This window comes from Bacteroides intestinalis DSM 17393, assembly GCF_000172175.1.
In the GTDB taxonomy this organism is placed as follows: Bacteria; Bacteroidota; Bacteroidia; order Bacteroidales; family Bacteroidaceae; genus Bacteroides; species Bacteroides intestinalis.
Genome location: NZ_ABJL02000008.1, coordinates 582,117 through 596,536 on the forward strand (window position 1 = coordinate 582,117; position 14,420 = coordinate 596,536).

Sequence of the window (14,420 nt, forward strand, 5' to 3'; positions counted from 1 at the left end):
GGTTCTCTCTTAACGCAAAAAAGAGTTGCCAATGACTGACAACTCTTTTTTATCATAAGAAAATTCCTAAATTCCGGCCATTATTTCTTACTGAGCTTCAACTCTGCAATAAAGGCTGTGATAAGCCCGATACCTCCAAACGAAAGCACGCAAGCTCCATAAACCAAAGATACCGTCTCACGATAAACACGCCAGTTGTCCACATCCTTATCCAAGTATCCGGGAATTGCCGAAGTGCAAATTACAAAACCTATCAACAATCCCAATCCCATGCCCACCAGCAGGCATCCTAATTTCAATGCCGAGAAAGAAAAATTGCCATAAAGTTTCGGCATACAAGCTACATCCGGGACATACTTATCCCCCATCTTCTCAATCAGCATCAGGCGCTCCTTCTTACATACAAACAATTCAAACAGTTTGTAAATTCCTAAAGTAATGATTGCCATAATCGTAGGCACCATAATAAAATCCATCATATTCGTTTCGTTTTAAATTAGTATTTTTGTTCCTTTGTACACTTTAGACGCAGGCTTCTTTGTGAGGTTACACATTCTGCGAAAAAAAATATTTCTTTCCGGATTCTGTAACCTTATATATAGAGTTGCGTCTAAAGAGCAAAATGGAGAATAACGAAACACATATTATCCGACGAATATTGAAAGGAGAAACTGCTCTGTACGAAAACTTCCTGAATCAGTACGGTCAACAGGTATTTTCCCTGATTGCCCGCATCATCTGCAATCAGGAGGATGCCGAAGAGCTGACGCAAGACGTTTTTCTGAAAGCGTTCCAGCACCTCTCCTCTTTCAAAGCCGAAAGTTCTTTCTCCACATGGATATATTCCATCGCTTATAATACGGCGATTTCGGCAGCCCGTAAAAGGAAATTTGATACCTTTGCCATGGATGATACGTTACTCGCCAACATTTCGGAACAACAGGTTGATGAAACGCTGAACGACGAAAGCGAGGAAATGATTATCAAACTAAACAGAGCCATAGAAAAACTGAACTCCGACGAACGTGCCTTGATTACTCTATTCTACTATGAAGAAAAGACGATGAATGAAACCGCCCTGATTCTGGGCCTGACAGAGAGCAATGCAAAAGTAAAATTGCATCGCGTACGCAAAAAGATATATGTACTCATTAAACAAGAGGAAGTATGAACGAAGAACAAAAAGATAAAGGACTGAAAAGAGCCGTAAAAGCGGAAAATGAATTTCGCCTGCCTTCCAACTTTGCTTACCGCACCATGAGGAAGGTGGAAGAGGCTATGCGTCTGCGGGAAAAGAAATCGGAACGAAGAACTTTATTTGCGACGATAGCTGCTTCTGTATTCTTAGTAGGATGTTGCATTGCCGGATTAGCCACTTACTTTGGTGATGTCATCAGGGAGGCCTTCACTCCTACGGAGAACCTGAAACCTGACAATATTCAGATACCGGCATTTTGGGTGCTGATACTTATTACAATTCCGTTGTTCGTCCTGTTCGACCGATGGATGAGAAAACGATATTACAAGCATCATTCTTAAAAAGAAACGAGAATGTCCGTCGAAAGGAACATCCTCGTTTTTCTTTTTCAAATAATAGTTTTAATCCAATTTGTGGATAACCAGTCCCGAACGTAATTTCGGTTCAAACCACGTTGTTTTGGGAGGCATGATGTTGCCTGTATCTGCAATGTCCATCAACTGCTTCATGCTGACCGGATAAAGTGCCAAAGCTACCTTCATCTCGCCACTATCCACCCGTTTCTTCAACTCGCCCAGACCACGGATACCACCAACGAAATCAATACGTTTGTCGGAACGAAGGTCTTTTATACCGAGTACTTCATCCAGAATAAGATTAGAAGAAATGGTCACATCCAGCACGCCAATCGGGTCATTATCATTATATGTGCCCGGTTTAGCTGTCAGACTATACCACTTGCCATCCAGATAAAGGGAGAAATTATGCAAACCGGAAGGTTTATAAATATCCGCACCCTTTTCTTCAACCGTGAAGTTCTTGCTGACAGCAGCCAGGAACTGTTCCGGTGTCAAACCGTTCAAGTCTTTGACAACACGGTTATAATCGATAATTGTCAGTTGGTTGGCGGGGAAGCAAACAGCCATGAAGTAGTTGTATTCTTCGTCACCGGAATGATTAGGATTCTGCTTCGCTTTTTCAGCTCCCACCAAAGCGGCGGCAGCACTACGATGATGTCCGTCGGCAATGTAGAGGGCAGGCATCTTAGCAAATTCATGGGTGATGGCATCAATATCTTCCTGTTTATCAATAATCCAGAAAGTATGTCCGAAACCATCGCCGGGAGCGATAAAGTCGTACACTGGCTTTCCGGCAGTATAATGAGCGATAATAGCATCCAGAGTAGCATTGTCAGGATATGCAAAGAATACCGGTTCGATATTGGCATTGTTCACGCGAACATGCTTCATGCGGTCTTCTTCCTTATCGCGGCGGGTCAATTCATGTTTTTTGATGACACCGTTCATATAGTCGGGAACATAAGCGCCAACTACCAGACCATACTGCGTCTTTCCATTCATGGTCTGCGCATAGACGTAATAGTTTTCTTTATCGTCCTGCACCAACCAGCCTTTATCCTGGAACATTTGGAAGTTTTCAGCAGCTTTCTGATAAACACATTCATCATGTTCGTCAGTGCCTACCGGAAAATCTATTTCGGGCTTAATGATATGATACAGGGATTTCTCGTTTCCTTTCGCTTCTTCGCGCGCTTCTGCTGAGTTCAGCACATCATACGGACGGGAAGCAACCTGTTCTACCAAGTCCTGCGGAGGACGAACGCCCTTAAAAGGTTTAATTATAGCCATAAGTCAAGGTGTGTTTTTAATGGATTATTGAGATTTCTTTTTCATGAAATGCACTATCAAATAGATGGCACTACCTACTATCAGCACAACAGATACGCCCTCGCAAAAGCCGAGGGCGAAATCTGAAAGTTCTTTTCTGAATATACTGCTCAATGCAAATATACCAGCACCTATCGTCAGATAGATTACTGCAAATTGATAGGCAGTCCTGCTATTCATCTCACTTTTTGTTAACGCGGAATTTCTCGCAACCGTCTTTCAGGAAGCCTACAATCTGCTGAGCAGCAGCAATACCTGCATTGATATTAGCTTCGGCAGTCTGTGCTCCCATCTTCTTCGGTGTAGAGAAGTAGCGTCCGACAAACTTAGCTGCAAATGTTTCGTTGGCAGCAGGCATGATGTCAGTCATGTATTTCAGGTCAGCACGTTCTTCCATCAACTGAATCAATTCTGTTTCGTTGATAACCTCTTTACGGGCTGTGTTCACCAATACGCCACCCTTCGGCATTTTGTTCACCAAAGCATAGTTGATGGAGTTCTTCGTTTCGGCAGTAGCCGGAATATGCAATGAAACTACATTGCAAGTAGAATAGAGCTCATCAGCAGAGTCAACAGCTGTCACACCATCTTTTTCAATTACTTCTTTTGGGCAGAAAGCATCGAAAGCGTAGATTTCCATTCCAAAACCTTTAGCAATACGGGCTACATTACGACCTACATTACCATATGCATGGATACCTAGTTTCTTACCTTTCAGTTCCGTACCGGAAGTACCATTATACATATTACGGGCAGCCATCACCATCATGCCGAAAGCAAGTTCAGCCACGGCATTTGAATTCTGTCCCGGAGTATTCATTACGCATACACCATGTGCAGTAGCTGCATCCAGGTCTACATTATCATAACCTGCACCTGCACGTACCACAATCTTCAGTTCTTTAGCTGCATCCAACACCTCGGCATCTATGATATCACTACGGATAATGATAGCATTGGCATCTTTCACAGCATCCAGTAACTGTGCTTTCTCTGTATATTTCTCCAGCAAAGCAAGTTCATAACCTGCTGCTTCAATTTCTTTGCGAATACCGTCTACAGCTACTTTAGCAAACGGTTTGTCTGTTGCAATTAATACTTTCATAATTCTATGATATTAAAAAAGACTCACCACAGAGTCTCACTGAGTAACACTGAGTTCTACAACTCTGTGAAACCTCAGCGTGACTCTGTGGTGAATAAATATTATTAATGAAGTTTCTCAAATTCCTGCATGCAGTCAATCAAAGCCTGTACGCTTTCTTTTGGCATAGCATTATAGCAAGATGCACGGAATCCACCTACTGAACGGTGTCCTTTGATACCTACCATACCCCTTTCTGTAGCAAACTTCATAAAGTCAGCTTCCAATTCTTTGTATTCGGGAGCCATCACAAAACAGATGTTCATGCGTGAACGGTCTTCCTGTGCGGCAGTACCTACGAACATTTTGTTGCGGTCGATTTCAGCATACAGCATATCTGCCTTTTCTATGGCACGGCGTTCCATTTCTTTCACACCACCCTGTGCCTTGATCCAACGTAAAGTCTGCAATGCAGCATAGATAGGAACAACCGGAGGAGTATTAAACATGGAACCGCTGTCAACATGTGTCTGATAATTCAGCATTGTCGGGATATAACGGGAAACTTTACCCAAAGCGTCATTCTTCACGATAACAAATGTAACACCGGAAGGAGCCAGATTCTTCTGTGCACCGCCATAGATACAGATATATTTAGACACGTCGATAGGACGGGAGAAAATATCAGAAGACATATCAGCAATCATCGGAACATTTACATTCAAATCTTCCTTAAGTTCAGTACCATAAATAGTATTGTTGGTTGTGATGTGGAAATAATCAGCATCAGCAGGTACTGTATAGTCCTTCGGAATATAAGTATAAGTAGATTCAGCGGAAGAAGCGACTTCAACTACTTCACCGAATGCTTTGGCTTCTTTCATGGCTTTTTTGGCCCATACACCTGTATTCAGGTAAGCAGCTTTCTTTTCAAGGAAGTTGAAGGGTACCATGCAGAATTCCAAACTGGCACCACCGCCCAAGAACAGTACCGAATACCCTTCAGGGATATTAAGTAATTCTTTGAATAGTGCTACAGCTTCATCCACAACGGGTTGAAAATCCTTAGCACGGTGGCTGATTTCCATCAGTGAGAGGCCTGAACCATTGAAATCGAGAATAGCTTTTGCCGTATCCTCAATCACCTCACGAGGAAGAATAGAAGGTCCTGCATTGAAATTATGCTTTTTCATTTGAAGTTTGTTTTGGTTATACAATTTCGTTCATTAATGTCTTTAGACCTTGCGAAATTACGGAAATATTTCTTTAAAACAAACCTTTCATGATGAAATTCCATTTTTACACCGCATTTAGCTTACTTTTTTATGGTTTATACAGGATATATGCACCATTTTGTTATCCATGCTTATCAAGAACAATACTTTTAGAGAAACTAAAAGTATTGAGGATTTATTACTTTACATTCAGAAGAATAAATGCAAATAAAATGAATATTTATAAGAGAGTTTACTTAGCCTCCTCTATTATCGTCTTTATTCCTTTGATTTTTTCACCACGTATCAGCGTAAGCAATTGCTTCATTTTGCTACGGCGCACAGCTACAAAAGCATAATGTTCTTTCACATCTACCTGCCCGACGTCTTCACGTGCCATTCCACCTTTTTTATATAGGAAACCTACAATATCGATTTTATTCAATTTATCTTTTTTTCCTTTACCTATATATAATGTAGCCCAACGAGGTTTAGCAGGCTTAGGAAGCACCTCTGGAAATTCGTAAGTTTCAATATCATCAGAAATATATTCCGGTACAAATTCTTCTTCATGCAGAATCAAATAGACGTTTCCCGATGCCTCCCAACGCGCTGTACGCCCATTACGATGAGTGTAGGCTTCCTCATTCACGGGAGGATGATAATGCACTACATTTTCGATGCCCGGAATGTCCAGTCCGCGGGCAGCAAGATCAGTAGAAATTAATACGGAACAACTACCATTGCGAAATTTATAGAGTGCCCGCTCACGGTCAGGCTGTTCCATACCCCCATGAAACATATCACACGGGAACTTCTTTGCTTGCAGGTATCCGGTGACGCGTTCCACACTATCACGATAGTTACAAAATACAAGAGTGGAATGATAACCAAGCGTACAAAGCAAATTGTAGAGTATTTCCAGCTTATCTTTTTCGGGAGAAACAACTTTATGTAACTTCAGACGAGGGGCAAGAGCATCGGGATCAAGAAAATTAAGCTTAACCAGTTGAGAACCGGAGACTGAAGATTGGGAATCTCCTCCCACTCCGGCAAATTGGGGAATTTCTTCGGTATCTGTAGCTGAAAGTAATATACGCTTTTTTAATGAAGGTAACTGTCCGATAACTTCCGCCATCTCGTCATGGAAACCAAATTCAAGACATTTATCAAACTCATCTATTACTAATGTAGTAACAGTACCCGCATCAAAATTTTCTTTTCTCAAATGATCGTTCATTCGCCCCGGTGTACCGATAATGACTGAAGGATTAACACCTTTCATCGTCCTATGTTCCTCCATAGCAGGACGGCCACCATAACAACTCATAGCCTTAAAGGGAGTTCCCATGGATTTAAATACAGTTTCAATTTGCAATGCCAGTTCCCGCGAAGGTACCAACACAACGGCCTGCACACCTTGCACATTCGTCTTTAATGATTGTACCAACGGAAGAAGAAAAGCCAGTGTTTTACCCGAACCCGTAGGTGAGAGTAGCACCAAATCTTTATTTTCATGATAAGCCTCCCGAGTAGCCTCCTGCATCGGGGTGAGTTGTTCTACTTGCAGATTACGCAGTATATCCTGAATTTCCATAACATTCTTTTTCGATAACGGGCCAAAGATAACAAAAAAACTCCTGCACAGCCGTAGCCTTGCAGGAGTTTCTACAAATATCGAAGTTTTTTATAAACCTTGCCTAATTTTATCCGCCGAAGTTATCGAACATCAAGTTCTGAGCCGGAACACCAAGATCGTCGAGCATCTTCTCAACAGCCTTCGACATCGGGCCAGGACCACACATGTAATATTCAATATCTTCAGGAGCTTCATGGTCTTTCAGGTATGTATTGTAAATTACCTGATGAACGAATCCCGGAGTATACTTCACGCCTGCTGCATCTGCTGCGGGATCCGGACGGTCTAATGCCAAATGGAACGTAAAGTTCGGGAAATCTTTCTCTATTTGCAGGAAGTCTTCCAGATAGAATACTTCATTCAGGGCACGTGCACCATAGAAGTAAGTCATCTTACGGTCAGTAGTATGCAATGTCTTCGTTAAGTGCATGATCTGGGCACGCAACGGAGCCATACCGGCACCACCACCAATCCACATCATTTCCTTCTTAGAGTCGAATATCGGATGGAAGTCTCCGTAAGGACCACTCATGATAACCTTGTCACCTGGTTTCAGCGTAAAGATATAAGAAGAAGCGATACCCGGCATCACATCCATAAAGCCCGGACCTTGTTCTTTGGGCTTAAACGGCGGAGTTGCGATACGTACCGTCAACATAATACGGTCGCCCTCTGCCGGATAGTTAGCCATAGAGTATGCACGAATGGTTTCTTCGTCATTTCGACACTTCAGTGTAAACAGACCGAATTTTTCCCATGCCGGCAAATACTCATCACCAATCAGGCTCTTATCAATGTCTTTGTTATAGTCCATATCGAACTTAGGTATCTTGATCTGCGCATAAGACCCCGGAATAAAGTCCATGTGTTCACCCTTAGGCAACGCAACGATGAACTCTTTGATGAACGTAGCCACATTCTTGTTGGAGATAACTTCGCATTCCCACTCTTTTACACCAAGCACAGACTCATCAATCTTGATAGCCATATCGCTCTTTACCTTCACCTGGCAACCCAGACGCCAGTGATCCTGTACTTGTTTACGGCTAAAATGAGGAACCTCAGACGGCAGAATCTCGCCGCCACCATCCAGTACCTGGCATTTACACTGTCCGCAAGAACCCTTACCACCACAAGCGGAAGAAAGGAATACTCCATTCACAGACAATGTATTCAGCAACGTAGCACCAGACTCCACATCCAGTACCTTGTCACCGTTTATAGTCAGTTTTACATTACCTGAAGGCACCAAGAAATTCTTGGCAACCAGCAGGATAACAACAAGCAGCAGAATAACCACCAGGAATACTCCAATGCTCGCTAATATTAAATTCATATCCATTGTTCTATTCCTTTCTTTATTAGATGTTCAAACCAGAGAAACACATGAATGCCATTGCCATCAAGCCTACTGTAATGAACGTGATACCCAAGCCTTTCAGCGCATCAGGCACGTCAGAGTAAGCCATTTTTTCACGGATAGCTGCCAGACCGACAATAGCCAGTAACCAACCAATACCGGAACCCAGTGCGTAAGAGATGGCATCCCATATATCACCGATGTACTTCGGGTCACTCTCACCTACATTGATGCGCTGCTGCATGAACAGAGAAGCACCCATGATAGCACAGTTTACAGCAATCAACGGCAAGAAGATACCCAGTGAAGCGTAGAGAGAAGGACTAAAACGTTCCACAACCATCTCTACCAACTGTACGATACCGGCAATTACAGCAATAAAAAGGATAAAACTGAGGAAGCTGAGGTCAACGCCATCAATAATAGCATTGGCAGCCAGCACCTTGGTCTGCAATAAATAGTTGACTGGAAGCGTAACCACCAATACGAAAGTTACAGCGATACCCAGTCCTACAGCAGTCTTTACATTCTTAGATACAGCTAAGTAAGAGCACATACCCAGGAAGAATGCAAATATCATGTTGTCCACAAATATGGAGCGGACAAATAAACTTATTAAATGTTCCATAATTCTTTCTGTTTACTAGTGATTACTTTTCTTGCAATTCTTTGTGACGAGCACGTTGATACCAGATGATGCAAGCGCAGATGATCAAAGCCATCGGCGGCATCAGCATCAAACCGTTGTTCACATAACCCAGATTTGTCAGCCATTCATGGTTCAGGATATTGAAACCAAGCAATGTACCCGAGCCTAACAGTTCGCGGAAGAAAGCTACGATAATCAAAATCTTAGCATATCCCAAACCGTTACCTATACCATCCAGGCAAGATTCCCACGGACCGTTCTGCATGGCAAATGCTTCCAGACGTCCCATCAGGATACAGTTTGTAATAATCAAACCTACATACACAGAAAGCTGTACACTTACATCATAAGCAAAAGCTTTCAATATTTCACTCACAATGGTTACCAAAGCTGCTACCACAACCAACTGAACGATAATACGGATACGGTTGGGAATTGTCTTACGCAACAATGAAATAACCACATTGGCAAAAGCCGTAATCACTGTTACCGAAAGACCCATTACGATGGCGGGTTCCAGTTTGGCAGTTACAGCCAGTGCAGAACAGATACCCAGCACCTGTACGGTAACAGGATTGTTCATGCCCAGCGGAGCTGAGAATACTTCTCTATTTTTCTTTGAAAACAACTGTCCCATATCCTTATTCCTCATCATTATTGGTTAAAAAACTCTTGTAACTATTCAGACAAGCTTTCAGCATGGCATCTACACCTACAGAAGTAATCGTACCACCAGAGATACCGTCCACTTGATAATCAGGTTTCTCAACCTTGCCGTTCTTCACAACACCCAAGGCAATTTCACCGTTTTCCAGTGTCTTCTTACCCAAGAATTCATCTTGAAAGTGTTGTCCGGCAATTTCAGCACCCAGACCCGGAGTTTCACTGGCATGAGAGAAATAGACACCATAAACAGTATCTTTATCGCTATTCAGTGCAACATATCCCCAGATAGCACCCCAAAGACCGGCACCGTAAACAGGGAACACATATTTCTTTTCTCCATTCACTTCTGCTACGAATACGTGCAGACGTTGATGTTCTTTAGCCTCTTTTTCGTAGCCAGTAGCAAATGCTCCGGTATTCTCGGTCAAAGTACCGTCTACGTTCATCAGCATATCTCCTTTTACATATTTATTATATTCAGCCTCGGCATCTTTCACGTTCTTGATATTCAATGCAGCGAGTATTTGCTTCTTCGTATCCAGTTCCACATTTTTGTTCTGAATGGTTCTCAATGAGGAACTAACGAATGCCAGCAAGAATGCAACGATAACAACCATTACCGAAGCATAAATGATAGTATAACTATTACTATTGGTATTCATTTTCTTACGGTATTTTAATTGTTAGACTTAATTGCACGTTTCTCGCGACGGCTGATATTACCTTGTACTACACAGTAGTCAATCAACGGAGCGAAGATGTTCATCAGCAGGATGGCAAGCATCATACCTTCGGGATAACCGGGGTTCAGTACTCGGATTACGATTGCCATGACACCAATCAGGAAACCGAAGATATACTTACCCGTCTCGGTACGAGCCGAAGTCACAGGATCGGTAGCCATGAACACAGCACCGAAACAGAAACCACCCAGCACGAGATGTTCGTACCAAGGCATCTGAGCCATCGGAGTGTCGGGACCGACTGTATTGAACACCCAAGCCATGAATGCACCACCCACGAATACGGAGAACATCGTCTTCCAGCTTGCGATACCCGTTGCCAACAGCAAGATAGCACCAAGAGCAATGGCAATTACACTGGTCTCACCAATAGAACCCGGTATCAACCCCGTTACCATATCCCAAGAGAAAGGCGGAATGGCACCTGTAGTAGCAGCTTCACCCAGCGGAGTAGCTACGGTCAATCCGTCAACAGCCTGCCCCATACCGAAGATAGTATCTCCTGATACCCAAACAGCATCACCGGACATCTTCGTAGGATATGCGAAGAAAAGGAATGCACGAGTAATCAGGGCAACGTTGAATACGTTCATACCTGTACCACCGAATACTTCCTTTGCAAAAATTACGGAGAATGCAGTAGCCACTGCCAGAATCCACAGCGGGCAGTCTACCGGAACAATCATAGGGATCAGGATACCTGAAACGAGGAAACCTTCCTGGATTTCTTCTTTCTTCCATTGAGCCACAACGAACTCAATACCCAAACCTACTACATAAGAAACAATGATTTTAGGCAATACAGCCAGAAAACCGTAGGCAAACATTTCAATAAAACTACCCGTAGCACCGGTAGCATGGAAGTGCTGGTAACCTACGTTATACATACCGAACAACAACGCCGGTACCAACGCAATGACCACCATCGACATAATGCGCTTGCTGTCGATAGCGTCGTGAATGTGCGTTCCCGATTTCGAAGTCGTGCTGGGGACGAACAGGAATGTTTCGAATCCGTCGAACACAGACTGGAATGCGTGGAATTTGCCGCCCTCTTCAAAGTTCGGCTTTATCTTGTCGAGATAATTTCTTAACGCTTTCATCTTTAATTTTTAATTCTTGATTTTTAAATTGAATTAGGCCATTTCAGCACGGAGCATGTCAAGTCCTGCACGAACAATGCGTTGAACTTCTACTTTCGAAGAACATACGAATTCGCAAAGGGCAAAATCCTCAGGAGCTACCTCATAAATACCCAAAGCCTCCATACGGTCAATATCACCTGCTATGATAGCTTTTACCAGATATTCAGGGAAGATGTCCATCGGGAATACTTTATCATACTCATTAGACATGATCATGTGACGTTCACCACCCTTGATACGGGCATCAAGCACATATTCCTTATTATTACCCAGCAACCAGCTGAAATAAGAATGGTTCACACTGAACTGATTGAAACGCGGCATAATCCAACCCAGCATTTCGTGAATATCGTCACCTTCGGGAATCACTGTCAACTGGCTGTCAAAAGCGCCAAGAAAACCGTTCGGATTCACTTTTTTACCTGTAAGTACATTACCACTGATGTAGCGTAAATCTCTACCGGTAGTCACGTTTCCACTGAATACGTTTGTCAGCAGAGCACCGACTTTCAGTTTACAGTAAGCAGGTTTCAACACTTCGGAACCTGTTACGGCAACTTTGCGTGTCATGTCCACACGACCTGTATTGAACAGACGTCCGATGAATATAACAGCTTCCGCACCGATTGTCCATACAGTCTCACCCTTCACAACAGGTGAAATATGGTTAATCTGTACGCCTACATTGCCGGCCGGATTCGGTCCGTCAAATGCAGTAATCGTTACATTCTTAGCTTGCGTCAACGCTGCTGCCTTTTGTTTTACACTAATACTTAAATACGTCTTTGCCATTTTGGAAAGAGCGTCCAATCCTGTTTGGAAGTTTGCTTCCTCGCCTTTCAGGGCGAATTCAAAATCAGGTGCCAGCGGGTTACTGTCGAAGGCCGAAACAAAGATAGCTTTCGGATACATCGTCGGATCAGCAATCACATCATAGGGACGCTGACGGATGAACGCAAACATACCGGCTTCCAACAATGCAGCTTTCACCGACTCGCCATTCAGGGCATTCACGTCTTTCTTACCGAATTCTTCATAGTCTTGCTCGGCTGCAGCTTCAACGACAATGTTCAGCACTTTACGGCGTGCGCCGCGCTCCACGCTTGTCACTACGCCGCTAACGGGCGAAACAAATTTCAATTCAGGATGATTCTTGTCGATAAACAAGGGTCCTCCGGCCATCACATATTCCTGTTCTTTGACTACCACTTTCGGAGTGATACCCGTAAAATCATCGGGAACCAATGCGTAGAATCCCGGTTCTTTCACAGACATAAACTCCTGATAAGCTTTACCTTTCAGGTTGATGTCAAGGCCTTTACGTAACTTAATTACATTTGCCATGCGTTTATATAAAATAATGGTTTCATTAATTTGCCGCAAAAGTAGCAAAAAAGAACGTGAATAAAGAGCAAAAACAAAAGGAATTACGGATAAATTTCCGCAATTCCTTTCGTTAACGAGCACGATGACGACAAGATGAGTTATCGTGTTAATTTTCTTCCGCAAACATAGGATCCCAAGCGGGTAGACGAATAGGCTTCTGTTTGAACAGATCCATTACCTTAGCAGGCACATACTTAGTTTCCAAAACCAGACGGAACATATATTCATCGAACCATTCATCCGTCATGATCAAATGCCCCTGATAACCGCTTGCAGGTCCCCAACTATTTTCCACCATCCACTTCACAGGCTTTCCGTCCTTATTCAAATCTACTGCCATAAGCGTCATGGCATGAGAAGAACCGCTGGAAAAAGTCTGGATACGTTGTTTCTTATCCATATTGAAAGTAGTGCCCATAAGCGATTCGTAATCATAGTTCTTCACATCGAGCAAACCACGTTCGGAATTCAGGAACTTACCCACATCACAAGAGAAATACATCATGGTACTGTCTTTCAAAGAAGCAATAGCCATTTCTTTGATATCTTCTACAGGCAGGTTTACATAGGTCCAGTTTTTGCCATCGTAGCGGTGGCGGTCATAGTCTATCTCATAGCATTTGTAGTATTCACGGGAAGGGTCGTTCATTACCATCACATAATTGCCCAGCAGATTCTCATCACCATATTTCTTCAGGAAAGACATCGGAGTGTGATGTTCGGTCTCCGCAGGATTACCCTTGGCATCCTTACGTACATAATCGAACTCTGTAGGTGGAACACCCAAATTCAGTACCAACATACGATATATAGTACCGAGCATTGTTGTTTTCTCTTTTTCCAATGCCGCCGGTTTTGCCCCTTTAGAAGCAAGGTCGCGCAATTGCAGGCCGTATTCTTTCAATTTCAAAGAAACCAGATTTGCCATACGCGAAGTATTATCACTGCTATTGGTTTCCGGCATAGCTTCCTTAGGTACCAGACCGTATTTGCTGACAATATCAGCAACCCCCGTAAATGTTCCTCCATCACTCAAAGGATGTTGAAAAAGCCATTCCACTGTTTTGTCGCTCATAGGCTTTTCACGGGTGTCGATAATACCCTGCAGGAAAAGATTGGCTTTCTCCAGTTGATCCCAGAAGAAAGGGTAAATCTCCGAAAATTCAAAAGATTGAAAATCATATTTGGCAATAGTCTTGGCACGCATCACGTTCAGTCCGGTGAAGAGCCAGCAACGTCCGGACGACTTCTGATCTGTAATTCCTTTAGAGTTTACCTTCACAGAAAAATGAGTATCCATTCCTGTCAGATTCTCCTGATTCAGTGCAAGTTTACGAATGTCATTGTTTCCGATGGCATTACGAAGAGCCTTATCGGCAGTGGTGCCTTGATAGCTCTGTTTAATCTGGTTCAGCATAGTCTCGCTGATTCCCCCTTTTCCGTCTTGTGCCTGCATGGAAAATAAAGCGGCACTGAAAACAAAAACTGATAAAATTCGTTTATTCATAAAATATATGGTTTGTATAGTAATTGGTCTATTTCTCCTGTCTTCTACAGGTCTTCCCCCCATCAAGTCCGTACTTGCTCCGTGTCTAAGAGCTTGGACTTGGTACGGCTTTGGTATGGACCAGACACGGACCGGGTACGG

Annotated in this window: 15 protein-coding genes; 2 read left to right on the top strand and 13 right to left on the bottom strand. The window is 43.1% G+C overall.

Annotation, left to right across the window (positions count from 1 at the left end):
* Window positions 1–80 precede the first annotated feature (80 nt).
* Window positions 81–479, bottom strand: coding sequence for a DUF6249 domain-containing protein (locus BACINT_RS11950; RefSeq protein WP_007663356.1), 399 nt, complete (start codon window positions 477–479; stop codon window positions 81–83).
* 143 nt (window positions 480–622) lie between these two features.
* Between BACINT_RS11950 and BACINT_RS11955 the strand changes: the two genes are divergently transcribed.
* Together BACINT_RS11955 and BACINT_RS11960 are read left to right on the top strand one after the other, a co-directional pair.
* Window positions 623–1,171, top strand: coding sequence for an RNA polymerase sigma factor (locus tag BACINT_RS11955; protein ID WP_007663359.1), 549 nt, complete (start codon window positions 623–625; stop codon window positions 1,169–1,171).
* Window positions 1,168–1,539, top strand: a complete 372-nt coding sequence (locus tag BACINT_RS11960; protein WP_007663361.1) for a hypothetical protein — start codon at window positions 1,168–1,170, stop codon at window positions 1,537–1,539. Before BACINT_RS11955 ends, BACINT_RS11960 begins: the two co-directional genes overlap by 4 nt.
* Window positions 1,540–1,599: 60 nt before the next feature.
* Here the strand turns inward: BACINT_RS11960 and BACINT_RS11965 are convergent, their stop codons facing one another.
* From BACINT_RS11965 to BACINT_RS12020, 12 genes are all read right to left on the bottom strand, one after another.
* A complete protein-coding gene (locus BACINT_RS11965; protein WP_007663362.1) occupies window positions 1,600–2,847 on the bottom strand; it encodes a DUF1015 domain-containing protein in 1,248 nt (415 codons plus the stop codon).
* Between the two features lie 24 nt (window positions 2,848–2,871).
* Window positions 2,872–3,066: a hypothetical protein gene (locus BACINT_RS11970; protein ID WP_007663363.1), complete on the bottom strand. Its 195-nt coding sequence runs from the start codon at window positions 3,064–3,066 to the stop codon at window positions 2,872–2,874.
* Between the two features lies 1 nt (window position 3,067).
* Window positions 3,068–3,991, bottom strand: a complete 924-nt coding sequence (locus tag BACINT_RS11975) for an NAD(P)-dependent oxidoreductase (RefSeq protein ID WP_007663364.1) — start codon at window positions 3,989–3,991, stop codon at window positions 3,068–3,070.
* A gap of 104 nt (window positions 3,992–4,095) precedes the next feature.
* On the bottom strand, window positions 4,096–5,163 hold the full coding sequence (serC, locus tag BACINT_RS11980) for a 3-phosphoserine/phosphohydroxythreonine transaminase (protein WP_007663365.1): 1,068 nt from the start codon (window positions 5,161–5,163) through the stop codon (window positions 4,096–4,098).
* A 274-nt stretch (window positions 5,164–5,437) separates the two neighbouring features.
* A complete protein-coding gene (locus BACINT_RS11985; protein WP_007663366.1) occupies window positions 5,438–6,781 on the bottom strand; it encodes a DEAD/DEAH box helicase in 1,344 nt (447 codons plus the stop codon).
* A gap of 109 nt (window positions 6,782–6,890) precedes the next feature.
* Window positions 6,891–8,165: an NADH:ubiquinone reductase (Na(+)-transporting) subunit F gene (gene nqrF, locus BACINT_RS11990; protein WP_007663367.1), complete on the bottom strand. Its 1,275-nt coding sequence runs from the start codon at window positions 8,163–8,165 to the stop codon at window positions 6,891–6,893.
* Between the two features lie 19 nt (window positions 8,166–8,184).
* Window positions 8,185–8,811: an NADH:ubiquinone reductase (Na(+)-transporting) subunit E gene (gene nqrE / locus BACINT_RS11995; protein ID WP_007663369.1), complete on the bottom strand. Its 627-nt coding sequence runs from the start codon at window positions 8,809–8,811 to the stop codon at window positions 8,185–8,187.
* Between the two features lie 22 nt (window positions 8,812–8,833).
* Window positions 8,834–9,469, bottom strand: coding sequence for an NADH:ubiquinone reductase (Na(+)-transporting) subunit D (locus BACINT_RS12000; protein ID WP_044155222.1), 636 nt, complete (start codon window positions 9,467–9,469; stop codon window positions 8,834–8,836).
* Between the two features lie 4 nt (window positions 9,470–9,473).
* A complete protein-coding gene (locus BACINT_RS12005; RefSeq protein WP_007663373.1) occupies window positions 9,474–10,160 on the bottom strand; it encodes a Na(+)-translocating NADH-quinone reductase subunit C in 687 nt (228 codons plus the stop codon).
* A gap of 14 nt (window positions 10,161–10,174) precedes the next feature.
* Window positions 10,175–11,344: an NADH:ubiquinone reductase (Na(+)-transporting) subunit B gene (locus BACINT_RS12010; protein WP_007663374.1), complete on the bottom strand. Its 1,170-nt coding sequence runs from the start codon at window positions 11,342–11,344 to the stop codon at window positions 10,175–10,177.
* A gap of 33 nt (window positions 11,345–11,377) precedes the next feature.
* On the bottom strand, window positions 11,378–12,730 hold the full coding sequence (locus tag BACINT_RS12015) for a Na(+)-translocating NADH-quinone reductase subunit A (protein WP_044155018.1): 1,353 nt from the start codon (window positions 12,728–12,730) through the stop codon (window positions 11,378–11,380).
* A 148-nt stretch (window positions 12,731–12,878) separates the two neighbouring features.
* A complete protein-coding gene (locus BACINT_RS12020) occupies window positions 12,879–14,279 on the bottom strand; it encodes a C1 family peptidase (RefSeq protein WP_044155019.1) in 1,401 nt (466 codons plus the stop codon).
* Window positions 14,280–14,420: the final 141 nt, after the last annotated feature.

Excerpts from the sequence above, each read along its gene's own strand:
- BACINT_RS11950 (WP_007663356.1), bottom strand. The coding sequence starts at position 479 with ATGATGGATTTTATTATGGTGCCTACGATTATGGCAATCATTACTTTA.
- BACINT_RS11955 (WP_007663359.1), top strand. The coding sequence starts at position 623 with ATGGAGAATAACGAAACACATATTATCCGACGAATATTGAAAGGAGAA.
- BACINT_RS11960 (WP_007663361.1), top strand. The coding sequence starts at position 1,168 with ATGAACGAAGAACAAAAAGATAAAGGACTGAAAAGAGCCGTAAAAGCG.
- BACINT_RS11965 (WP_007663362.1), bottom strand. The coding sequence starts at position 2,847 with ATGGCTATAATTAAACCTTTTAAGGGCGTTCGTCCTCCGCAGGACTTG.
- BACINT_RS11970 (WP_007663363.1), bottom strand. The coding sequence starts at position 3,066 with ATGAATAGCAGGACTGCCTATCAATTTGCAGTAATCTATCTGACGATA.
- BACINT_RS11975 (WP_007663364.1), bottom strand. The coding sequence starts at position 3,991 with ATGAAAGTATTAATTGCAACAGACAAACCGTTTGCTAAAGTAGCTGTA.
- serC (WP_007663365.1), bottom strand. The coding sequence starts at position 5,163 with ATGAAAAAGCATAATTTCAATGCAGGACCTTCTATTCTTCCTCGTGAG.
- BACINT_RS11985 (WP_007663366.1), bottom strand. The coding sequence starts at position 6,781 with ATGGAAATTCAGGATATACTGCGTAATCTGCAAGTAGAACAACTCACC.
- nqrF (WP_007663367.1), bottom strand. The coding sequence starts at position 8,165 with ATGGATATGAATTTAATATTAGCGAGCATTGGAGTATTCCTGGTGGTT.
- nqrE (WP_007663369.1), bottom strand. The coding sequence starts at position 8,811 with ATGGAACATTTAATAAGTTTATTTGTCCGCTCCATATTTGTGGACAAC.
- BACINT_RS12000 (WP_044155222.1), bottom strand. The coding sequence starts at position 9,469 with ATGGGACAGTTGTTTTCAAAGAAAAATAGAGAAGTATTCTCAGCTCCG.
- BACINT_RS12005 (WP_007663373.1), bottom strand. The coding sequence starts at position 10,160 with ATGAATACCAATAGTAATAGTTATACTATCATTTATGCTTCGGTAATG.
- BACINT_RS12010 (WP_007663374.1), bottom strand. The coding sequence starts at position 11,344 with ATGAAAGCGTTAAGAAATTATCTCGACAAGATAAAGCCGAACTTTGAA.
- BACINT_RS12015 (WP_044155018.1), bottom strand. The coding sequence starts at position 12,730 with ATGGCAAATGTAATTAAGTTACGTAAAGGCCTTGACATCAACCTGAAA.
- BACINT_RS12020 (WP_044155019.1), bottom strand. The coding sequence starts at position 14,279 with ATGAATAAACGAATTTTATCAGTTTTTGTTTTCAGTGCCGCTTTATTT.